At 58.7% G+C, this 21,229-nt stretch carries 25 protein-coding genes and 1 pseudogene; 10 read left to right on the forward strand and 16 right to left on the reverse strand.

Going from position 1 to position 21,229, the window contains the following annotated elements:
- The 5 genes and pseudogenes from ACUTJJ_RS19885 to ACUTJJ_RS19905 form a co-directional block, all read left to right on the forward strand.
- A pseudogene (locus ACUTJJ_RS19885) lies at positions 1-471 on the forward strand (D-galactarolactone isomerase); the annotation flags it as partial.
- Positions 472-610: 139 nt separating this feature from the next.
- Complete coding sequence (locus tag ACUTJJ_RS19890) at positions 611-1,588, forward strand: TRAP transporter substrate-binding protein (RefSeq protein ID WP_063949914.1); 978 nt, start codon at positions 611-613, stop codon at positions 1,586-1,588.
- Positions 1,589-1,658: 70 nt separating this feature from the next.
- Positions 1,659-2,180 (forward strand): TRAP transporter small permease, encoded by a 522-nt coding sequence (locus ACUTJJ_RS19895; RefSeq protein WP_445543199.1) that lies wholly within the window; start codon positions 1,659-1,661, stop codon positions 2,178-2,180.
- Positions 2,180-3,460 (forward strand): TRAP transporter large permease, encoded by a 1,281-nt coding sequence (locus tag ACUTJJ_RS19900; RefSeq protein WP_144577941.1) that lies wholly within the window; start codon positions 2,180-2,182, stop codon positions 3,458-3,460. Before ACUTJJ_RS19895 ends, ACUTJJ_RS19900 begins: the two co-directional genes overlap by 1 nt.
- A gap of 80 nt (positions 3,461-3,540) precedes the next feature.
- Positions 3,541-4,671 carry a glycoside hydrolase family 88/105 protein gene (locus tag ACUTJJ_RS19905; RefSeq protein WP_445543200.1) on the forward strand — a complete coding sequence of 377 codons (1,131 nt, stop codon included), beginning with the start codon at positions 3,541-3,543 and terminating at the stop codon, positions 4,669-4,671.
- A 10-nt stretch (positions 4,672-4,681) separates the two neighbouring features.
- Here ACUTJJ_RS19905 and ACUTJJ_RS19910 read toward each other — a convergent pair whose 3' ends face one another.
- Positions 4,682-4,918, reverse strand: a complete 237-nt coding sequence (locus tag ACUTJJ_RS19910) for an acyl carrier protein (protein ID WP_063949910.1) — start codon at positions 4,916-4,918, stop codon at positions 4,682-4,684.
- A gap of 308 nt (positions 4,919-5,226) precedes the next feature.
- On the opposite strand from ACUTJJ_RS19910, the gene ACUTJJ_RS19915 reads away from it, so the two are divergent.
- Positions 5,227-6,324, forward strand: coding sequence for an acyltransferase family protein (locus ACUTJJ_RS19915; protein WP_445543201.1), 1,098 nt, complete (start codon positions 5,227-5,229; stop codon positions 6,322-6,324).
- Positions 6,325-6,935: 611 nt separating this feature from the next.
- Here ACUTJJ_RS19915 and ACUTJJ_RS19920 read toward each other — a convergent pair.
- The 11 genes from ACUTJJ_RS19920 to ACUTJJ_RS19970 form a co-directional block, all read right to left on the reverse strand.
- Positions 6,936-7,073, reverse strand: coding sequence for a hypothetical protein (locus ACUTJJ_RS19920; protein WP_172801636.1), 138 nt, complete (start codon positions 7,071-7,073; stop codon positions 6,936-6,938).
- A gap of 92 nt (positions 7,074-7,165) precedes the next feature.
- A complete protein-coding gene (locus ACUTJJ_RS19925) occupies positions 7,166-7,381 on the reverse strand; it encodes a hypothetical protein (RefSeq protein ID WP_063949908.1) in 216 nt (71 codons plus the stop codon).
- Between the two features lie 36 nt (positions 7,382-7,417).
- Complete coding sequence (gene rpsU / locus ACUTJJ_RS19930) at positions 7,418-7,654, reverse strand: 30S ribosomal protein S21 (protein WP_063949907.1); 237 nt, start codon at positions 7,652-7,654, stop codon at positions 7,418-7,420.
- Between the two features lie 27 nt (positions 7,655-7,681).
- A complete protein-coding gene (locus ACUTJJ_RS19935; protein WP_445543202.1) occupies positions 7,682-7,972 on the reverse strand; it encodes a cold-shock protein in 291 nt (96 codons plus the stop codon).
- A 109-nt stretch (positions 7,973-8,081) separates the two neighbouring features.
- Entirely contained in the window at positions 8,082-8,291 is a 210-nt protein-coding gene (locus ACUTJJ_RS19940) for a cold-shock protein (RefSeq protein WP_003508146.1), read from the reverse strand.
- A 261-nt stretch (positions 8,292-8,552) separates the two neighbouring features.
- Positions 8,553-8,723: a hypothetical protein gene (locus tag ACUTJJ_RS19945; RefSeq protein WP_209089887.1), complete on the reverse strand. Its 171-nt coding sequence runs from the start codon at positions 8,721-8,723 to the stop codon at positions 8,553-8,555.
- Positions 8,724-9,047: 324 nt separating this feature from the next.
- On the reverse strand, positions 9,048-10,283 hold the full coding sequence (locus tag ACUTJJ_RS19950) for a Gfo/Idh/MocA family protein (RefSeq protein ID WP_445543203.1): 1,236 nt from the start codon (positions 10,281-10,283) through the stop codon (positions 9,048-9,050).
- 18 nt (positions 10,284-10,301) lie between these two features.
- Entirely contained in the window at positions 10,302-11,123 is an 822-nt protein-coding gene (locus tag ACUTJJ_RS19955) for a sugar phosphate isomerase/epimerase family protein (RefSeq protein WP_445543204.1), read from the reverse strand.
- Positions 11,124-11,150: 27 nt separating this feature from the next.
- On the reverse strand, positions 11,151-12,314 hold the full coding sequence (locus ACUTJJ_RS19960) for a dihydrodipicolinate synthase family protein (RefSeq protein ID WP_296068038.1): 1,164 nt from the start codon (positions 12,312-12,314) through the stop codon (positions 11,151-11,153).
- A 10-nt stretch (positions 12,315-12,324) separates the two neighbouring features.
- Positions 12,325-13,467 (reverse strand): Gfo/Idh/MocA family protein, encoded by a 1,143-nt coding sequence (locus tag ACUTJJ_RS19965; RefSeq protein ID WP_445543205.1) that lies wholly within the window; start codon positions 13,465-13,467, stop codon positions 12,325-12,327.
- Positions 13,468-13,712: 245 nt separating this feature from the next.
- Positions 13,713-14,411 carry a TetR/AcrR family transcriptional regulator gene (locus ACUTJJ_RS19970; RefSeq protein ID WP_445543206.1) on the reverse strand — a complete coding sequence of 233 codons (699 nt, stop codon included), beginning with the start codon at positions 14,409-14,411 and terminating at the stop codon, positions 13,713-13,715.
- A gap of 118 nt (positions 14,412-14,529) precedes the next feature.
- On the opposite strand from ACUTJJ_RS19970, the gene ACUTJJ_RS19975 reads away from it, so the two are divergent.
- From ACUTJJ_RS19975 to ACUTJJ_RS19990, 4 genes are all read left to right on the forward strand, one after another.
- Positions 14,530-15,819 carry an ABC transporter substrate-binding protein gene (locus ACUTJJ_RS19975; RefSeq protein WP_063949900.1) on the forward strand — a complete coding sequence of 430 codons (1,290 nt, stop codon included), beginning with the start codon at positions 14,530-14,532 and terminating at the stop codon, positions 15,817-15,819.
- Positions 15,820-15,891: 72 nt separating this feature from the next.
- Positions 15,892-16,779: a carbohydrate ABC transporter permease gene (locus ACUTJJ_RS19980; RefSeq protein ID WP_010972768.1), complete on the forward strand. Its 888-nt coding sequence runs from the start codon at positions 15,892-15,894 to the stop codon at positions 16,777-16,779.
- Positions 16,772-17,647, forward strand: coding sequence for a carbohydrate ABC transporter permease (locus tag ACUTJJ_RS19985; RefSeq protein ID WP_063949899.1), 876 nt, complete (start codon positions 16,772-16,774; stop codon positions 17,645-17,647). Before ACUTJJ_RS19980 ends, ACUTJJ_RS19985 begins: the two co-directional genes overlap by 8 nt.
- An 86-nt stretch (positions 17,648-17,733) precedes the next feature.
- Positions 17,734-18,807: an ABC transporter ATP-binding protein gene (locus ACUTJJ_RS19990; protein ID WP_445543207.1), complete on the forward strand. Its 1,074-nt coding sequence runs from the start codon at positions 17,734-17,736 to the stop codon at positions 18,805-18,807.
- A 17-nt stretch (positions 18,808-18,824) separates the two neighbouring features.
- Here ACUTJJ_RS19990 and ACUTJJ_RS19995 read toward each other — a convergent pair whose 3' ends face one another.
- From ACUTJJ_RS19995 to ACUTJJ_RS20010, 4 genes are all read right to left on the reverse strand, one after another.
- Positions 18,825-19,304 (reverse strand): hypothetical protein, encoded by a 480-nt coding sequence (locus ACUTJJ_RS19995; protein ID WP_144577959.1) that lies wholly within the window; start codon positions 19,302-19,304, stop codon positions 18,825-18,827.
- Entirely contained in the window at positions 19,301-19,561 is a 261-nt protein-coding gene (locus tag ACUTJJ_RS20000) for a DUF4160 domain-containing protein (RefSeq protein WP_445543208.1), read from the reverse strand. Before ACUTJJ_RS20000 ends, ACUTJJ_RS19995 begins: the two co-directional genes overlap by 4 nt.
- A gap of 93 nt (positions 19,562-19,654) precedes the next feature.
- The gene (locus tag ACUTJJ_RS20005) at positions 19,655-20,431 is read right to left on the reverse strand and encodes a sugar phosphate isomerase/epimerase family protein (RefSeq protein WP_445543209.1); all 777 of its coding nucleotides are present in this window, start codon (positions 20,429-20,431) and stop codon (positions 19,655-19,657) included.
- Positions 20,428-21,229 (reverse strand): hydroxyacid dehydrogenase (locus ACUTJJ_RS20010; protein WP_445543210.1); only part of this gene is annotated, 802 nt, incomplete at its 5' end. The genes ACUTJJ_RS20005 and ACUTJJ_RS20010, both read right to left, overlap by 4 nt.

A 21,229-nucleotide genomic window follows, 5' to 3' on the forward strand; every position in this document is an offset into this window, starting at 1 on the left:
CAGCGGGCGCATGCGGCCGACTGGATGGTGGCGGTACAGTTCGACGGAAACGGTCTTCTCGACCATCTGCAGCGCCTTCAGAAAATCCGCTCCCGCTGGGTGTTCGATCATCACGGCAAGTTCTTCAAGGGCATCAAAACCGACGGGCCGGAAATGGCGGCGCTTCTCAAACTCATCGACCGCGGCAATCTATGGTTCAAATTTGCCGGCGTCTACGAAAGTTCGCGGGAGAGCTGGCCCTATGCGGATGTTGCCGCCTTTTCACGGGTGATTGCGGCCCATGCGCCGGAGCGCATCGTCTGGGGCACCAACTGGCCGCACAATTCGGTGCGCGAGACGGCGGCCTATCCCGATGATGCCCGGCTGGCGGAACTGACGCTCGGCTGGTTGCCGGATGAGGCGGCGCGCCGTCGGGCGCTGGTCGAGAACCCGGAAGCGCTGTTCAAGCTGTCGCCCGTCAAGGCGACCTAGTTTCGTCGGGGATGGTTGGGGAAGGGCCTATCATCTCTTCAAGCGAAAGGTCTTTGCATGCCGGCCCGGAGGGGCGTCACAAAATCGGTCCGCTAGGCCTTGGAGGGGCCGGGCCGTATCAACAACGGAGGAGGAAAGCATGAAAAAGATTGCAAGCATGATGTGCGTCGCGATGGGGCTCGCGCTGTCAGGCGTTCCCGCCGCGGCGCAGGAAATCACTCTGCGGTCGGCCGACATCCATCCGGATGGTTATCCGACGGTCGAGGCTGTTAAATATATGGGCGAGTTGCTGGCCGAACGCAGCAATGGCCGCATCAAGATACAGGTGATGAACAATTCCGTGCTCGGCGGCGAGAAGGACACTATCGAGCAGACCCGCTTCGGCGTCATCGACATGAACCGAGTCAACGCCGCGCCCTTCAACAACCTAGTGAAGGAAACCACGGTTCTAGGTCTGCCTTTCCTGTTCCGTTCGACGGAGCACATGCACAATACGGTCGACGGCCCGATCGGTGACGAGGTTCTGGCGGCCTTCGAACCGCACGGCCTTATCGGCCTTGCCTTTTACGATTCCGGTGCGCGTTCCTTCTACACCACCAAAAAGCCCATCGAGAAACTGGCCGATCTGAAGGGCCTCAAAATCCGCGTACAGCAATCGGATCTGTGGATTTCAATGATGCAGGCCTTTGGCGCGAACCCGACGCCGATGCCGATGGGCGAGGTCTATTCGTCCCTTGAAACCGGTGTCGTCGATGGCGCGGAAAACAACTGGCCCTCTTACGAGTCCGCCCGCCATTATGAGGTGGCGAAGAACTATTCGCTGACGGAACATTCCCTCAATCCGGAAATCCTCGTCATCTCAAAGATTTCCTATGACAAGCTCTCGCCTGAGGACCAGAAGCTGCTGCGCCAGGCGGCCAAGGATTCCGTCGGCAAGATGCGCGAACTCTGGAGCGCCCGCGAAAAGGCGTCGGAAGAAAAGGTCCGCGCCGGTGGCGCCAATGTCATCAAGGTCAACAAGGAGGAATTCGCGGCCGCGATGGGTCCGGTCTACGACAAGTTCGTGACCGATCCGAAGATGAAAGACCTTCTGGAACGGGTGAAAGCGGTCAAGTAACGCGCGGAAAACCGGCCTTGGAGACAGGGCCGGTTTTCTTTTGCCACCGTTGATGCGGGAGGAACAGACAATGCGAAATTTCATGCGGGCAATCCGCCCCCTTCTCGGCGCGCTCAGCCACGCGTCGCTCTATATTGCCGGTATCGGCATGATCGCCATGACGCTGATCGTCGGCTGGCAGGTTTTCGCGCGATATATTCTCAATGATTCACCCAGCTGGTCGGAGCCGCTGTCGCTGCATCTGATGTCATGGTTCATCATGCTGGGGGCAGCCGTTGGCGTGCGCGAAAGCGTGCATCTGGGGCTCGATATCCTGCGCTACATGATGCCGCCCCGTGTCCAGAAGGGCATGGACATGACCAGTCTTGCGCTCATCTTCTTTTTCGGCGCCGGCATGGCCTGGTACGGCACGTCGCTTTCAATGGGCACGTGGTCAGCGACCATTCCGGTTCTTGGCTGGCCGGGCGGAACGGACTTCTTTCCGTTGATCGGTGGGGGTTTCCTCGTCGCGCTTTTCGCCGCCGAACGTTTCGTCGACCTTGCCATCGGCGAGGACATCGCAGCTGACGTCATTGTGCAGGAGGCCGCGTAATGGCATACACCATTCTCTTCGGCGTCTTCACGCTGCTGATGCTCATCGGCACGCCGATTGCGTTCTGCCTCGGCATCGCCTCCTTCGCCACCGTTCTTTATCTCGGCCTGCCGCCAATCGTCGTCTTCCAGCAGATGAATTCGGGCATGAACGTTTTTGCGATGATGGCGATCCCGTTCTTCATCTTCGCAGGCGACCTGATGGTGCGTGGCGGTATTGCCCATCGCCTCATCCGCTTCGCCGCCGGCCTCGTCGGGCATCTACGTGGTGGTCTTGGCCAGGTCAATATCGTGGCATCGACGCTGTTCGGCGGCATCTCCGGCTCGGCCGTCGCCGATGCTTCAGCTGTCGGCGGCTTAATGATCCCGCAAATGGCCAAGCGCGGTTATGACAGGGATTACGCCGTCAACGTCACCGTCAACGCGGCTATCATCGCGCTGATGATCCCGCCGTCGCATAACATGATCCTTTATTCGATCGCGGCCGGCGGCAACGTCTCGGTGGCCGATCTTTTCACCGCCGGCATCATTCCGGGCTTCCTGCTTGCTGCGGCGCTGATGGTGACGGCCTATATCGTTGCGCGGCGCAAGGGTTATCCGTCCGAGCCATTCCCGGGTTTTTCCAGGCTGATGTATTACCTGCTGGCCTCATTTCCGGGCATCCTCCTGATCGGCATTATCTTCGGCGGCGTCCGTTCAGGCGTTTTCACGGCGACCGAAAGTTCCTGCATTGCGGTGCTCTATGCGTTTCTCGTCGCCATGCTGGTCTACCGCGAGCTCAACTGGGAAGGTTTCGTGGACGCGGTGATGGGAGCGGTCCGTACCACGGCCATGGTTCTGCTCGTCATCGGGACAGCCGCATCGTTTGGTTGGCTGATGGCCTTTCTGCAGGTGCAGACGCTGATGATTGCCGCGATCAGCGCGATTTCGGACAATCCGATCATCGTGCTGCTGGTCATCAATGTCATCCTGCTGTTGCTCGGCACCTTCATGGACATGGCGCCGATGGTCATCATCTCCACGCCGGTGCTTCTGCCCGTCGTGAAGGCCTTCGGCATAGATCCCGTCCACTTCGGCGTGGTCATGATCCTGAACGCTGGTATCGGTCTCAACACACCGCCGGTAGGAACCGTGCTCTTCGTCGGCTGCGCGGTCGGCGGCATATCGATACGGGAGGCGATGCGCACGATCTGGCCGTTCTTCGGCGCGAGTATCGCCGTGCTGCTGGCCGTGACCTATATTCCGTCGCTCTCCCTTTGGCTGCCTTCGCTTTTCCGTTGAAGCGGGATGGCCGGGTAAAAATCAATGGGCGCCGGATGTCGCGATCAGCCGGCGCTTTTACAGTTGCGGCGAGGCGATTAATGAATCCCATCGACTATTTTGACCAATTTTCGAGCCGATACCGCCACTACAAGGGCGGAAGCTGGTGTTACGAGGACGGGTGTGTCTATCGTGGTTTGCAGCAGCTTTATGACGCGAGCGGAGATCGTCGCTGGAATGCGCATCTTCATCGCCTTGCCGATCAACAGATAGCGCCTGATGGAACGCTCGCCGGTTACGATCCGCAGGAATATAATATCGACCACGTTTTAGCCGGGCGTGTTCTTTTTCCCCTCTCGGCGGAAACGACCGATCTGCGTTATCTTAAGGCTGCAGAGCATCTGGCGGGGCAGCTCAGCACGCACCCCCGGACGGCAGCGGGGAACTATTGGCACAAGAAGCGCTACCCGCATCAGGTCTGGCTGGACGGCCTCTACATGGGTCTTCCCTTCCAGATCGAATATGGCCTTGCCAAAGGTCGCGAGGATTTAATCGGCGATGCCTTACGCCAGTTTTCGACCGCACTCGCCGTCACGAAAGACGGCGGCGATCTTTATGTTCATGGTTACGATGAAAGCCGCAGCCAGCTTTGGGCCAACAACGAAAGCGGCAAATCACCCGCCGTCTGGGCGCGCGCGGTCGGGTGGCTCGCCATGGCGCTGGTGGACGCGCTGACACTTCTTCCGGAAGACAACGCAACGCGAACGCTTCGGGATGCGGCACGGCACCTTCTGGCGGGCATCGTGGCGCGACAGACCAACAACGGCCTCTGGATGCAGGTTCTGGACGAACCGCACCTCGCGGGCAACTATGAGGAAACGTCGGCGTCTGCCATGTTCGCTTATGCATTGTTGCGCGCGGTGCGACTGAAGCTCGTGCAGGGGAGAGCGGCAAACGACGCCCTTTCAGCGGGTCGTCGCGCCCTTCAGGCGACCTTGCAAACGCGCCTCAAAGCTGATGAGCAAGGTGTGATGCGGCTGATCGGTATCGTGCATGTCGCCGGGCTTGGTGGCTTCGAGGGGAATTATCGCGATGGGACGCCGGAATATTATCTCACGGAGCCTGTTGTCTCCGACGATGCCAAGGGTGTAGGGCCGTTAATGATGGCCTATGCGGAGAGCCTGCGTCTTGCCGCGGCGAATGCCGGCCAAGGGGCCCCGCCGATTGGATGAAATGCCAGGTTCAGGCTTTGTTTTTTTCAATGAAACGAATGGCGTCGCCGACAGTCAGGATGGTGTTGGCGGCGGAATCAGGGATTTCGACCCCGAATTCCTCTTCAATTTCCATCACGATCTGGACGGTCTCGAGGGAATCTGCACCAAGATCGTCTGCGAAGTTGGCGTCATCGACGACTGCGGCGGGGTCCGCACCAAGCTGATGGACGATGATGTCTCTGATACGTTCTGCAATGGTGGACACGGTAATACTCCGCAAGACTTGTCCGCCGCGCACCCCGACCCAGGTAAAATCGCCTTAAATTTCCAAGACGAAACCAAAACAGATTTCGCTGGGACAGGCATCAGAGTCACCTGGTCGAAAGATGATGACATCGGGGCGTATCATGCCTTTCGCAACCGCGAAAGGGCAGGTGGTCCAACATCATAGTCGAGGATAATGCGGTTTGCTCGCGATCCCGAACATATTTTCGCTGGCTAAGATGAACCTGCTCGCAGTAAAGCTCGTCCATTAGAACATCAAACTGTTCAGTCACCCCAGAGCCATAACCCATGATAAACTCATCTTCGGAACGGTTCATATTGCTCGACGGTATCAGGGGGGTGGCCGCTCTTTTCATCGTTCACCGCCATGCCGAGGACCTGTTTGGAAAGAGCACGGCGTCGAGTTATCTGGCCGTGGACTTGTTCTTTGCGCTTAGCGGTTTCGTGCTGGCGCATGCCTATAGCCGCAGATTGGGCGAAGGCGTCATGACGCCCGGCTTTTTCATGAAGGCGCGCTTCGCCCGGCTCTATCCGCTTTATGTCCTGGCGCTAACGTTGATGGCCGCTTATTTCATCTGTCTCTACGCGCTCGGCCTGCCGACGCCGATCGATGATCTGCACCGCCTCATCAATCCCGGCGAACTCGCTTTCGCCCTCATCACGGGCTTGCTGTTTTTGCCAGCACCCTTCACACTGACGCTAAACGGTGCACTGTTTCTCGTCAGTCCGGCGTGGTCGCTCTTCAACGAACTTGTGGTGAATGCCTTTTATGCCCGTTGGGGTGTGCGGTTTTCGGTGCGGCAGACTGCTCTTGTACTGGGACTCAGTGCGTTTGTGCTGATGGTTGCGGCGGTCGAGTTCGGGCGTCTGCATGCGGGCTTTCGCTGGCACGAGATGTATGCCGGCATGGGACGTGTCTTCTTCTCGTTCTTTGCTGGCGTGCTGGTTTACCGTTTCCGCGATCGCACACCGCAAATAAGACCCGTTCAGGCGATCCTTTGCCTTCTCTTTGTCTGTACCATTCTCGCAGTTCCGATGTCGCCCGAGCTTCGGCCATTTTTTGACCTTGCGGTCGTTCTGTTCGTCTGGCCGCTGCTTCTGGTCGTCGCCAGCAAAACGGTGCCGGGGCGCAGCGTCGGCGCGGTATCGGTGTTTCTCGGAACGGCGTCCTATGCGGTCTATGTCCTGCATATTCCGCTTCTCGCCTGGACCGAATTTCTGATCCCGGCGGTTCACCGCGACGATATGGCCCTTCCGGCGGGCGTCGTTTTCCTCATTGCCACGACGTGCCTCTCCTGGTGGCTGACGGTCTACTACGATCAGCCAGTCCAGAGATGGTTGAAAAGCCGATTGAAGAAGCAACGCGACGTCCGCCAGCCGGTCTGATCCTGTCCTGTGTTCGCGCTGTCAATAATGCGCGAAAATCGGTGCCGTTATCACGAAGGCCGCAACGAGGCTGATGATCGTCAGTTTCGCCGCTCGCATGCGGCGCATTCTGCGACCGCTCCAGTCATACGTCATACCCACCTCCACGCAGACGCAAAACATATCGGCAGGGGCTGCATCCGAATAGCGGAGCCGTTATGGGATCCCACTCGTCAGACGTACATTCCATGCCTCAGCGTTCCCAAGCCCGCCTGATCGCAGGGGGGACGCTTAATATCAGTGTTGCCTGATATAGGGAGTTTGCCAAGCCATTATTTTCATCGGTGATTTCGGAGGTGATTTTGGAGGCTGAATAACCAGCGCGTGTCCCGCAGAAAACAAAAAAGGCCGGGGCAATATTGCACCGACCTTCCTCACATCGCTCTCAACACCAGTGCCAGTACATCCGTGGTCAAAAGTCTAAAAGCGACTAACGCAACTGCGAACGTCGATTTCATTCGCGCTCACCAGCAGTTGCTATGAGAGATATTTAGTTTGGCAATGTGGCCAAATCAAGTCCAGTATCTATATCGATGAATTTATTCGACTTGATACGCAGGCCACAGGCCGCACTATTTCTTTTTGCCGTCCGCCGTGGTGGCGTTTGCGAACTTGACCTGTGAGCCAGCAGGGGCTGCTGCCGGCGCTTTCGTCTTGTCCTTCTTGGGTTTTCGGATTTCCTTGTTGCTGCGCAACTGACCCTTGGCCATGGTGTCCTCCTCCTGAATTCCATAGCCACTGGCGGCTATGGATGATCCGCTCCTGATGCAGTTCTCGCAGCGTTTCCGGAGATCCCGAACGGCTATCTCTTGCCGGATCGTTTTTTCGCGGCAACGGGAGCGTCGACAATAACAGTCGCTTCCTGTGCTTCACGAAGCTGACGAAGTCGTTCCGTTTTGCGGGCGCGCTGGTCAGCCTCGGCATTGATGATCTGCTTTGCGGCGCTATCCGTCAATGATGCTTTGTCCTGCGCGGATAATTTGCCGGGTTTGAAAAAAGCTTCTTTAGTCGCGGCCATGGCATTCTCCTTTGGGCAAGAGCAGTGTCGAGCGGCTTAGCGGGTGCGGGCAGCCTTCTTCGGCGCCGGCAGCAGGCCCTCACGCTGCATCTTCTTCTTTTCCAGCTTGCGATGACGACGCACGGCTTCGGCCTGTTCACGGACCCGCTTTTCCGAAGGCTTTTCATAGGATTCGCGTGCACGCATTTCGCGGAATATGCCCTCGCGCTGCATTCTCTTTTTCAGAACGCGAAGGGCTTGGTCAACATTGTTGTCGCGGACGAGTACTTGCAAGAAATTCTCCTTTAGCAGCCGACGCTGCTACTTTCTGACTTTGATGGAACTCAGGTTGATCCAGCTGGATCCCGCTTCGCGCACCGACGTGTTTTCGCTGGCGCGTGGCGTCGGCGTGGTGGACGCTGACAAATCTATTTCGTCGATCGCAATACTGCGGTCGAAATTTTCCTGCTGGAAGCGCACCCTGAGACGAACGACGCCCTGTCCCTCCGGCATGACGGACATCACGCGCGCAGGATCTTTGGGCTGGTTGTTGCCGATGACACCGGGCTTCAGAAAAACCGTGTCGCCGGACTTGTAGGAATTTTTACGCATAGGACCTCCATGGCCCAAAAACAAAAGGCCGGGCGTTGACCCGACCTCTCACAGTCATCCTAACCTGCAGCCAGTACATCCGTGGTCTGCAGTTTGGAAATGACGAATATCAAGCTGCCTGAAGGTTGTCAGCCGAGCTCTTGCCAGAACGACGGTCCTGGACGATCTCGTAGCTGATCTTCTGGCCGTCGTTCAGAGAACGCATGCCAGCGCGCTCAACAGCGGAGATGTGAACGAAAACGTCCGTGCCGCCGTTGTCAGGCTGAATGAAGCCGAAGCCCTTGGTGGCGTTAAACCACTTTACAGTACCAGTGTTCATAACGATTTCCTTTCGTAGAATCGTTGTGGTTCCCGCGATACCTTGCGGGATAAGATCGATTATTTGAGAGGAAATCCGACGGGGAACAGTCTGTTCCAGAACGACGTCACAAGCAATGGTCGATCAAGCAAATATAGGCTCAATTTTTGATTTTGCAATGACCGAAGCGGAGAAACAGGATTTTCGTCTCGTATTTGAAGGCTAAGCTGCTGTTAATGCGCCGAAATATAATAAAGGTATGATATTTCGGCGCTGTTGGCGTCAACCGGAGCCCGGCGTGACATCCTTGCCGTCGCCATCCGGCAGGCTGCCGGCGCCAGGGGTCTTTTCATTGTCTGTTAGCGACGGTTTGGCGTGGGGACCCGCCGGCGGAATATCGCTGGCCTTGGAGGGCTTGTTATCATCGCGTTTTGGCGTTTGCTCTTGCGTCATGAGGGTTCTCCTTTTGACGGGAAAACGCTGTTGCGCACACGAGGTTCCGCAATCAAGGCGGAGCACGCCTCAGGAGAACGAGCTTAGCGTCGGGAACGCGGTTTTTTCTCTTCGCGGTTCATATCCCGTCCCACCCATTTGAAGAACACAATGAGGCAGAGGCCGATGACGATAAGCGGAACGATGGACTGCAAACTGGACATGACTCACTCTTTCTTCCCCCGGCAGTCACTCTACCGGTAGGGAAGAAGCGCGTAATCTGCGGAATATCGCCCGTTCTTTTTCGTAAATTGAGCAGCAACGACCTTGTCTGCGGATCGAAGACTAAAGCGGCAGCGATTTTATAGGCTGGGATCCGCCTTCACGGGCGCTTTTCAGCGCCGCCACGCCGGTCAGAACGGACATGGCGCCTGCGCGTGAGCCCGCCCGCTGCCGCAGCCGATCATTGGAGCCAGGCTTGAAAATCATGTCGCGCATACGGTTGTCCCCGCCATAGTGGCCGCCCGGCTCATGCGGCACCCATATGCGCTCGACACCGCCGCCAAAACTTTTGACGACGAGGATTTCGTCGGCAGGGGGTTCGGTCCACGGCTGCTTTTCATACTGGCGCATCTCGATGCGACCCTTGTGGCCATTGAAGGCGATGTGGTGGCCCTCTATCGGCATGTAAGTGTTGAGCGAATAGGAAACCTGCACACCGCTCTCGTAACGGATCGAAGCGCTCATCGTGTCGGGAATGTCGATCTCCTCCCGGAAGACACAGGCATCACGCATGTAGCCGTCAATGCTGGACGGGTCTTCATAGAGCGCGTCAAGGAAGGGATCGGCGCCAAGATCCATGAAATAATCACACTCATCCTTGTGCGGACAGGTGCGACAGCGCGTTCCGCGGAACGGGCCATTCCTGCCATAATGCAGCAGCTGTCCGAACCCCTTCACTTCCACGGGGTCGGAATCGAGATACCAGTTCAAGAGATCGAAATGGTGGGTGGCCTTGTGCACGAACAGGCTGCCGGAATGTTCGGTGAAGGCGTGCCAGCGGCGGAAATAATCCGCGCCGTGGTGGTTATCGAGATACCAGTGGAAATCGACCGAGGTTACAGTGCCGATGGCGCCTTCGTCGATCAGCTCCTTGATGCGGGCGGCGGTGGGGGAGAAACGGTAGTTGAAGGAGACGTCGACACGGCGGCCGCTTTTGGCTTCCGCCGCGCGAATGCGATCGATCTTCTCCGGGGTGGTGGTCATCGGTTTTTCACTGATGACATCGGCTCCGCCTTCCAGCGCACGGATGATAATGTCATCATGCGTGTCGTCAGGCGTGCAGACGATTACCAGTTCCGGGCGCTGCTCCAGCATCATTTGGTCGAAATCATCGTAAAGCGGCGCGCTCGATCCCATCATGGCGCGGGCGCGTTCGGCGCGCATCAGGTTCAGGTCGCAAATGCCCACCAGCTCGACATAATCGCTCCAGCCGGCCAGCAATTCGCGGCCCCACATGGTGGTGCCGCGATTGCCGGTGCCGACCAGCGCGTAACGTTTGCGTTTCACCCTTTCAGGCATTGTCACTCTCCCGGATAATCAACAAACAGTCTTGAAACGCTCAATTACGGTGGTGAGAACCTCATCCATCGGCCGCGCCTGCCAGCGATGCGAGAAAATCTCCACTTCCTGCGGGCCGTGGAAGCCGGCGGCCTCGATCATGGCGCGAAACGCCTTGAGATCAATCACGCCGTCGCCCATCATGCCGCGATCATTGAGCGGATCGGTGGTCGGCACCAGCCAATCGCAGATGTGGTGGGCGAGAATTTGCCCGTTTCTGCCTGCACGCGCCACCTGCTCCTCCAGTTCCGGATCCCACCAGACATGATAGACGTCGATCGCGACGCCCGTTCCCTCGCCCAGCCGGTCACAGAGATCGAGCGACTGTTTGAGCGTGTTGAAACAGGCCCGGTCCGCAGCATAGAAGGGATGCAGCGGCTCTATGGCGAGTGGCACACCGGCGGCTCGGGCGTAGGGAAGAAGTTCGGCCATGCCGTCCTCCACCATCTGCCGCGCACCTTTAAGATCGCGCGAACCGGCGGGAAGACCGCCCACGACAAGCACAAGGCAGTCGGCCTTCATGGCCGCGGCCTCATCGACGGCGCGTTTATTGTCCTCGATGGCGAGCCGGCGGTCTTCTACGTCGATGGCGGGGAAAAAGCCGCCACGGCAATGGCCGGAAAGGCGCAGGCCGTTCGCTTCGACGATGCGCGCGGCTTCGGTCAGCCCGATCCCGTGGACCTGCTCGCGCCACGGCGAGATAGTTGTGATGCCGTGGGCGAGGCAGGCGTCAACAATGGCGCTGAAGTTAGCGCCTTGCCGCACGGTGGCGAAATTGATGGAAAGGCCTTCAAGGCTCATATCGATATCTCCCCTGGTTCTGCTGCCTTAGCCGATGCCCCGGACCGAAAGGAACGCCTTCATGCGGTGCGTCGCCAGGTCAGGCTCGGCCAGCACGTTGGCCTTGTCCGCCAGCCGGAAAAGCTCGGCGAAATGCTGCGTGGAACGGGTGCTTTCCTGTCCGCCAACCATGGTGAAATGATCCTGCAATCCGTTGAGGTAGGCGAGGAACACCACACCTGTCTTGTAGAAGCGGGTAGGTGCCTTGAAGATGTGACGCGAGAGCGCCACCGTCGGCTCCAGAATGTCGAAGAATTCATTGTCAGCGCCGCGCTTCAGGCTGGCGAGCGCCTTGGAGGCGGCGGGCGCGATGGCGTCGAAAATGCCGAGTAGGGCGTCCGAATGTCCTTGTGCGTCGCCGGCGATCAATTCGGCATAATTGAAATCGTCGCCGGTATACATGCGCACGCCCGCGGGCAGGCGGCGGCGCATGGCAATTTCCTTCTCCTTGGAAAGAAGCGAAATCTTGATGCCGTCGATCTTGTCGGCATTCTCCTCTATCATGGCAAGGCAGGTATCCATCGCCACCATATGGTCGCCCGAGCCCCAATAACCCTCAAGCGCCGGGTCGAACATCTCGCCCAGCCAGTGGATCACCACTTTCTGGTCGGCGTGGCCAAGGACCCTGGAATAGGACTTGAGATAATCATTCGGGGAACGAGCGGCAGCGGCCAGAGCGCGGCTCGCCATCAGGATAACGCGACCGCCTTCACCCTGAACAAAATCAAGCTGTTCAAGGTAAGAGTGGACAATCTGATTCAGATCGTAACCGCTGCCGTTCAGATGATCGGTGCCCACTCCGCAGGCAATCAGCGCATCCTTGCGACTGGCGGCTTCCTTCAGCGACCGGGAGATCAGCTCCTGCGCCTGCGGCCATGCCAGCCCCATGCCGCGCTGCGCCGTGTCCATGGCTTCGGCCACGCCGAGGCCGAGGTCCCACAGCCGGTGACGGAAACGTAAGGTCGCATCCCAGTCGATGGCCGGTGTCAGCCACGGATCGTTGTCGGCAAGCGGATCGGCCACCACGTGAGCGGCGGCGAAGGCGACGCGGTTGAAATCCGCAGCACTTCGTTTTTCAACAGCGACCGGTGTGCCGGACAGCCTGTAGACCTCGATGCTGCGGTCGTCCTTCGGAAGCTTGAGTTCGCTCACGTCAGCCTCCTCAGGAAATGGCGGGAACGTCGAGCCAGCGGCGTTCCTTCCACGATCTCAGCCCCAGCTCGGCAAGCTGCACGCCCTTCACGCCTTCCATCAGCCCATAGGGCCATGGGTCATTGTCCACCAGATGGCGCACGAACATTTCCCACTGCGCCTTGAAGCCATTGTCATAGACGACATTGTCAGGCACTTCCTGCCAGGTCTTGTAGAAGTCGATGGTCTGCGGCTGGTCGGGGTTCCATACCGGCTTTGGCGTGTTGGTGCGGTGCTGGGTGAAGCACTTCGTTAGCCCCGCCACCGCCGAGCCGTGGGTGCCGTCCACCTGGAAGGTGACGAGATCATCGCGACGCACCCGTACCGCCCATGAAGAGTTGATGTGGGCGATAATCCCGCCCTCCAGTTCAAAGGTGGCGTAGGCGGCGTCGTCCGCATCCGCTTTGTAGGCTTTGCCCTGTTCATCGAAACGTTCGGGAATGTGCGTCGTGCCGAGGCAGCTCACAGATTTCACCGGGCCGAAGAGATTGTCGAGCACATAACGCCAGTGGCACAGCATATCGAGAATGATGCCGCCGCCGTCCTTCAGGCGGTAGTTCCACGACGGGCGCTGCGCCGGCTGCCAATCGCCTTCAAAAACCCAGTAACCGAATTCGCCGCGCACGGAGAGGATTTTGCCGAAAAAGCCGCTGTCGCGCAGCATGGCGAGCTTTCGCAGGCCGGGCAGGAACAGCTTGTCCTGCACAACGCCGTGCTTGATGCCCGCACTTTCGGCGAGCCGGGCAATCGCCAGCGCCTCCTCCATCGTGTCCGAAATGGGCTTTTCGCAATAGACGTTCTTGCCGGCCTTGATGGCTTTCTCCAAGAGGCTGCCGCGCATCTGCGTGGTGCCGGCGTCGAAGAACAGCGTGTCGTCGGGGTTTGCCAAAGCTGCGTCGATATCGGTCGTCCAGCGGGCAACATTGTGCTTCCTGGCGATTTCCTCGATCTTCGCGCCGTTGCGGCCGACCAGAATGGGGTCGAGCATGACCCTTTCGCCGTTCTTCAACAGCACGCCGCCCTGATCGCGAATAGCGAGAACGGAGCGCACGAGGTGCTGGTTGTAACCCATGCGGCCGGTGATGCCGTGCATGATAACGCCGATACGTTTCATGAATTTCCTCCCAAGGCGGCCTTTTCCCGAAGGCCGCTTCCGTCAAACATGGCTATTTGTAACCATTTGGTTATTTGTGATCGTGAAGAGTACGATCTGTCAAGGTGTTTTTGGCAGGAAAAGTTCGGATTTTGAGAAGAGCAGCCGTCAGCCTTGCCCACCGCGCTGCAAAAGAAAACGACGCGCTTCGCGGATGCGAATAGCGCGTCCTCGCTGTTGTTAAACGAGAATTCGGTTCTCTTGGTTCAGACTGGCCGCACTGCAGCAAGCAGGGTGTTGACGATATGCTGGCCCCAGCGTTCCAGTTCAGATGGGTCGGTCAGGTCGCGCTGGAAGATCGTCGACAGCGTAAACCGGTTCGAAAGATAGAAAGCGCCGAGCGAAGCGATGGTCAGATAGACGTCGATCGGATCGAGGCCGTCGCGAAATTCGCCCGCCTCGCTGCCACGCCGCAACACGTCTTCAAGTTCCGAAATGAAATTCGAATGCATCGCCGTGATCGTCGGGGATTGCCTGAGATAGCGGGCTTTATTGAGGTTTTCGGTGGCGAGAATGCTCAGAAATTCCGGATGGTCGAGGAAATAATGCCAGGTGAAAAGTGCAAGTTCCCGTAAGCCCTCCGACGGGGGCTTGCGGGTCAGGTCAAGCCGTCTTTCGGTGTGGCGGATATGGCGATAGGCGTCCTCCAGAACCGCGAGATAAAGTGCGTCCTTATCGCCGAAATAGTGATAGATCATCCGTTTGTTGGTGCCGGCGCGACGAGCGACAACATCGATTCGAGCGCCGGCAAGGCCCTTCGCCGCCACCTCGCGGCGGGCCGCTTCAAGAATGGCGGCCCGGGTTCTTTCAGGGTTCCGCACCTGTGTCGTCGCGCGCTTGCGCTTGGGCGCTGGAGTTTCTTGCGGGGCCGCGTCGAGTGGCTGGTCCTTTGTCGTTTTTTCCATTTAAGCACCCGCTTGACAATGTTTGCGATCGGTGTTCCCATGTAACCAATTAGTTATAAAACGGCAAGTGTCGTTTACGCTCATCATCAATTTGGCAGTCATTAGGGAGGAGTTGCCAATGTCCGTGATGCTTCACAGGAGAAGTGTGCTTTCAGCGGGGCTTGCGGCCCTGTCGCTAGCAGCATTTGGAGGAGGTTCGGCGCAGGCCCAGGCCGCGCGACTTCGCATGTTGTGGTGGGGTTCGCAGGAGCGCGCCGATCGCACCAATAAGGCGATAGCAGCCTATAAGCAGGTTAAGCCGGATCTCGACATTGCCGGGGAATTCGCCGGCTGGAGCGATTACTGGCCGCGCCTTGCCACCCAGGTGGCGGGCCGCAATGCGCCTGACCTGATCCAGATGGATTACCGCTACATCTTCGAATATGGCCGTCGCGGCGCGCTTGCGCCGCTGGACGAGTATATTGGCAAGGGCCTGAAGATCGAGGATTTCGGCAAGATGAACATCGATTCCGGCAGGGTCGATGGCAAGCTTTACGGCATCAATCTCGGCGTCAATTCCAGCGCCGTTTTCTTCGACAAGGCGGCCTGGGAAAAATCCGGCGCGACGCCGCCAGCGATCGGCCAGACCTGGGAAGAGTTTGCCGAAAACGCCGCCAAGCTCAGCAAGAACAAGCCGAAACCCGGTTATTATGCCACGGCCGATGCGAGCGGCGTGGAACCGAGCTTCGAAAACTGGCTGCGCCAGAACGGCAAGTCGCTTTATACGCAGGATGGCGGCATCGGCTTCGATCCTGCTGACGCGACCAAGTGGTTCACCCTTTGGGCGGATCTGCGCAAGAGCGGCGCCTGCGTGCCCGCCGATGTGCAGGCGCTCGACCAGCTCAACATAGAAACGAACCCCCTGACGACGGGCAAGGCGGCAACCGCATTTGCTCATTCCAACCAGTTCGTCGGTTATCAGAAGCTCAACAAGGCGAAGCTGGCGATAAGCTCTTATCCAAAGAGCACGAAGGATGGCCCATCGGGCCACTACCTCAAGCCCTCCATGTTGATCAGCGTTGCCGCCGGCAGCGCCGGCATCGAGCAGGCGGTTGGCTTCATCAACTTCCTGGTCGCCGAACCTGAGGGTATCGATATTCTGGGCGTTGAACGCGGTGTTCCTGCTTCGGAATCCATGCGCAATGCGCTGACCCCCAAGCTCGATGAAGTCAGCAAGAGCATGGTGGAATATATCGCCGAGATTACCCCCGGCGTCGGCGATCTGCCGCCGGCGCCGCCTCCGGGGGCGGGCGAATTTGCCTTCGTCCTGAAACGTACGGCGGAAGAAGTCGGCTTCGGCAAGATCACCCCGGAAGAAGGCGGTGACCGCCTCGTCAAGGAATCCGAAACCGTTATCAAACGGAAGTGATGGTTTATGGCCTTTCGATCTGAAACTCTTGTGGGGGAGAGCCGTGGCGCGGCTCTCCCGAAGCGGGGCGGCATGAGGCGGATGTTCGACCGCAACATTCACGCCTACCTGTTTCTTCTGCCCTGGCTCATCGGCTTTTTCGGCCTTACCCTCGGCCCGGCGCTTGCGTCCCTTTATCTGTCTTTCACCAATTACGACCTGTTGCAGTCGCCGGACTGGGTTGGTGCGGCCAATTATGTGCGCATCGCCACGGCCGACCCGAAATTTGCCGCCGCCATGCAGGTCACCTTTACCTATGTGCTGCTGTCGGTGCCGCTGAAGCTGATCTTCGCGCTGCTGGTGGCGCTCGCTTTCAATCGCGGCATTCGCGGTCTCACCCTCTACCGGGCAATCTTCTATCTGCCGTCGCTGCTGGGTTCGAGTGTCGCAATCGCCGTTCTCTGGCGCCAGCTTTTCGCCTCTGACGGTCTCGTCAATATGATCCTCTGGCAGGCTTTCGGTTACGAAGGACCGAGCTGGATTTCCAATCCGGATTATTCGATCTACACTCTGGTCATCCTGTCGGTCTGGCAGTTCGGTTCGCCGATGATCATCTTCCTCGCTGGTCTGAGACAAATTCCGCAGGATATGTACGAGGCCGCCGAAATCGATGGCGCGAGCAAAGTGCGGCAGTTCTTCCGTATTACGCTGCCCCTCCTGACGCCGGTGATCTTTTTCAACGCTGTCATCCAGACCATCGACGCCTTCAAGGCCTTCACACCAGCCTTCATCATCTCCGAAGGCACGGGCGGGCCGATCAATTCGACGCTGTTCTATACTCTTTATCTCTACCAGGAGGCCTTCGGCTTCTTCCGCATGGGCTATGCCTCGGCGCTTGCCTGGATACTGGTGATCATCATCTCGCTGTTCACGGCCTTCTCGTTCCTCAGCGCGAAATACTGGGTGCATTACGATGACTGACGCTGTTACCGCTCCCCGGCCGGGACAAGGCCCGCAACGCTCGCCGCTGAAATCGGTGATGCTCCACACGGCGCTGATCATCGCATCATTCGCGATGCTCTATCCGATCCTGTGGATGATTTCAGGTTCGTTCCGTCCACAGGATGAGCTGTTCGGTTCTTCGTCGCTCATCCCCTCGTCGGTCGATATCGGCGGTTATATCCGTGGCTGGACCGGGCTGCAGGTGAGCTTCGGTCAGTTCTTCTGGAACTCCTTCTTCATCTCGGTGCTCGCCACCATCGGCAATGTGGTCGGCTGCTCGCTCACCGCCTTTGCTTTTGCAAGGCTGCGGTTCGGTGGACGCAATTTCTGGTTCGCGCTGATGCTCGGCACCCTGATGCTGCCCTATCACGTCGTGCTCATCCCGCAATATATCCTGTTCCTTGAAATGGGCTGGGTGAACACCTCGCTGCCGCTGATCGTGCCGAAGTATCTGGCGACGGACGCCTTCTTCATCTTCCTGATGGTGCAGTTCTTCCGCGGCATTCCGCGTGAACTGGACGAGGCGGCGGTCATGGATGGCTGCTCGCCCTTCCGCATCTACTGGAAGATCATGTTGCCCTTGTCGTTGCCGGTTCTGGCAACCGCCGCCATCTTTTCCTTCATCTGGACCTGGGACGATTTTTTCGGTCCGCTGATCTATCTGAACGACATCAACACCTACACCGTGCAGCTCGGCCTCAGGTCCTTCGTGGATTCCACCGGCAGTTCGGACTGGACCTCGCTTTTCGCCATGTCCAACCTGTCGCTGGTGCCCGTCTTCCTGTTTTTCCTGTTCTTCCAACGGCTGCTGATTGAAGGCATCGCGACGACAGGAATGAAACGCTGAACGGGACCCGGATCGGGAACGCATTTTAAGACAATCAACACTGTCGCAGCCGTCCCGCATGCGGCGCGACAGTCGGGAGAAACAGCATGGCAAGCAGCATTACGCTCGAAAAAATCGTCAAGCGGTTCGGCGCTTTTCCGGTCATCCACGGCATCGATCTCAAGATCGAGCCGGGCGAGTTCACCGTTTTTGTCGGCCCTTCGGGCTGTGGCAAATCCACGCTTCTGCGCATGATCGCCGGGCTTGAGGAAATCTCCGAAGGGGATCTTCGCATCGACGGTGAGAGGGTCAACGAAACCGCCGCATCGAAACGCGGCATCGCCATGGTCTTCCAGTCCTATGCGCTCTATCCGCATATGAGCGTCTACAAGAACCTCGCCTTCGGGCTGGAAACGGCGGGCTACAAAAAACCGGAAGTCGAGGCACGCGTGCAGAAGGCCGCCGATATCCTGCAGATCGGGCCGCTGTTGCAGCGCAAGCCGAAGGCGCTTTCCGGCGGCCAGCGCCAGCGTGTCGCCATTGGTCGCGCCATCGTGCGCGAGCCGAAAATCTTTCTGTTCGACGAACCGCTCTCCAACCTCGACGCGGAGCTGCGCGTGCAGATGCGTGTTGAAATCGCCAAGCTGCACCAGACGCTCGGCAGCACGATGATCTATGTGACGCACGACCAGGTGGAAGCCATGACCATGGCCGACAAGATCGTCGTGCTGCGCGACGGCCGGATCATGCAGGTCGGTCGGCCGCTCGATCTTTACAACAATCCCGCCAACCAGTTCGTGGCCGGTTTCATCGGCTCGCCGAAGATGAATTTCCTCTCCGCAAAGGTGGCTCCAGGCGACAAGTCCAACCGCACCATTGAAGTGGCGGGACAGCGCATCGTATTGGAAAAACCGGTCGCCGCGCAGCAGGGGGAACCGCTCACCTTCGGCGTGCGCCCGGAACATGTGAACCCGCAGGCCCCATCCTCGCTCGGCGAAGCCTCCATCCAGCTTGTGGAACATCTCGGCGGCTCGACGGTGGTTTACACCAACACCCCCGACGGCCAGCCCGCCACCGTGCTGCTGGACGGCCAGCGCCAGATCCGCGTCGGCGAGACCATTCCCTTTGCGTTCGATCTTTCGAAGACTCATCTGTTCGGGGCGGATGGACGGCGGATATAGCGCTGCCGGCAGCCGTCTTACGCCGCGTGCTTCGGGCGTCCGGGACGGCGTGGCCGGAAATGCGCATGCATGAGAAGCGGGTCGCGCTGGGTGGCCCGCAACAGCATCTTGACCGCGTGGCTTACGGGCGTGCCTGCACGATAGTTGTTCCACGTCCGTAACGTGACGCCGAGAAAATCCGCCGCCTCATTGTTGGAAAGGCCGATTTCCTCCTGCCATTTACGCAGGTCGTCCACATCGAAGTCCCGCTGGTCCTCAGCGATCTGGTAAAGGTGATAGGCATCGATTGCCAGGTCGTCTCCGTCCCATTCTACAGTCGCGCCATAGTCGGCGACTGTCGCGGTCTGCCAGATCTCTGCCGAATGGAGCGGATTGAGCAATTCTCCTCCGGTCGCTATCCATCCTGTCAGATCCGCGGTCGACTGGCTCCCGTCCGCCCAGTCGATGATGAGCGTGCAAGGCGGTTTGGGCAGGATGGTTTTGATGCGTGGTGTCATGACTTCCTTCCCCTTCCTACAATGGGAAAACGCGGGTTCGTCCTATTCCATTCATTGACAATCAGGTTCCCATTACTTCTCGCCCATGCCAAAGCTTCGGCTTCAGCCCTGCGGGATAGCTTGCCGCGCAAAATCTCCAGCGGTCCAATATCGACAAGAGCATCAGCGTCCGGTGTTATAATGTGGAAGTGGGGCGGTAAGTGGTCATTCGCATAGACGCGTATGATGATGTTCCCGATCTGAACCAGCTTGCCCATGCAGCCTCCACGGCACCAATAAAACATAGTGCATAAATTTCACTATGTGAAGGGAGGCAGACAAGCATATCTCCGGTAAGTGGTAGTCGGGCTCTATATTCTATAAAGAATGTCGGTGAGAACCGCCGCATCTTCCGCGAACTGTCCGGCATCGTCGCCTTTGACGAATTCAAGCATCGCGAAAGCCGGTTTTTTCCAGTCGCCTTCCGGCAATGCATCCACGCACGCCCGCCAGTACTCTGCGCGGTCGGCAAGCGGCAGGCGGCTGGCGTCGGAGAGCCAGGCGAACACATGCAGATGGCATATGCGTGGACCGAGTGCGGATATTTCCGCGAGTGCCTCTTCCAGCGGCAGACCGGGTGCCGGCTGCCAGTAGAAAAACAGGTTGGACATCGGCAAATCCTGCGCCAGTTGCTTCGCGGAGGGCAGGGTGTCGGTCAGCGAATTGGGGTGATACTCGAGGCCGATCGTCATCCCGCAGTCGTTCGCCCTGTCGGCGATTGTCGCCAGCGCCTGTGTTGCATCCCGTCGTTCGGCGGCAGAGTATTCCGTAGAAGGGCGCTTGCGGCTTCCGGGCCAAATACGGATATGGCGTGTGCCGAGCGCCCCTGCCGTTTCGAGCACAGCGGTCACATCGTCGGGTGTGAAATCCGGCGCGAAGATATAGGAACCGTAGGACGAGACCGAGAGACCGGCTTCTGCTGTCCGCGCCGCAACCTGCCGCGCATTTTCTAGGTCGCCCGGCGGCACATGGACATCCCCGCCCCATTCGATTGCCTTGATGCCATTGGCGGCGGCAAGGTCGATGACGGCCTGTGGCGTCAGGGAGCGGAAGGTGACAGAGCAGAGGCCCGGCTGCAACATCCTCATGCGATCAGTTCCAGATGCTCCGGCCGGACCTGCTGCTGCAAGGGCATGCCGAGGCAGAAGCGCTCGATCTCGGCGATGGCCATCTCTCCGAGCCTTGCCCGCTCAAGGCCGGTGGCGCCGGCGATATGGGGGGTGAGAAAGACATTTGGAAGCGTGTAAAAGGGTGAATCCGGTGGCGGCACTTCAGGGTCGGTGACGTCGATGATGGCTTCGATGCGGCCGGTTTTCAGTTCGGTTAGGAGCGCGTCTTCATCCACCAGCGCGCCTCGAGCGGTGTTGATCAACGTCGCGCCGTCCTTCATGCGGGCGAGTTCCAGAGCGCCGATCATATGCCGTGTTTGCGGCAGCGAGGGAGCATGCAGGGAAATGACATCGCTCAGGGTCATCAACTGATCGAGCGGGACGAGACGGACGCCGAGTTTTTCCGCTTCTGCCGCGCCGAGAAGTGGATCGAACAGGATCAGGTTGAGATCGAAGGGCTGTAACAGTCTGATAACCCGACGCCCAATGCGTGAGGCGCCGACAATGCCGACCGTCAGACCGAGATTGCCGATCGCCTGCGCCTGCAATCGCTCGACGGGCCCGCGGCCACGATGTTCGAGATAAAGACGCCGGAAGCTGAAGGTTCTTTTACCGGCGAGCAGGATCATCGCCAGCGAAAATTCGGCGACCGGCTGGGCGTTCGCCTCGGCCGCGCTGCACACCGTAATGCCCCGATCAAACACCGCTTGCGACAGGAAATATTTGACCGTGCCGGCAGCATGGGAGATCAGCCTGAGACGTGGCAGCACGGAGAGC

The organism is Agrobacterium sp. DKPNP3, from assembly GCF_052686535.1.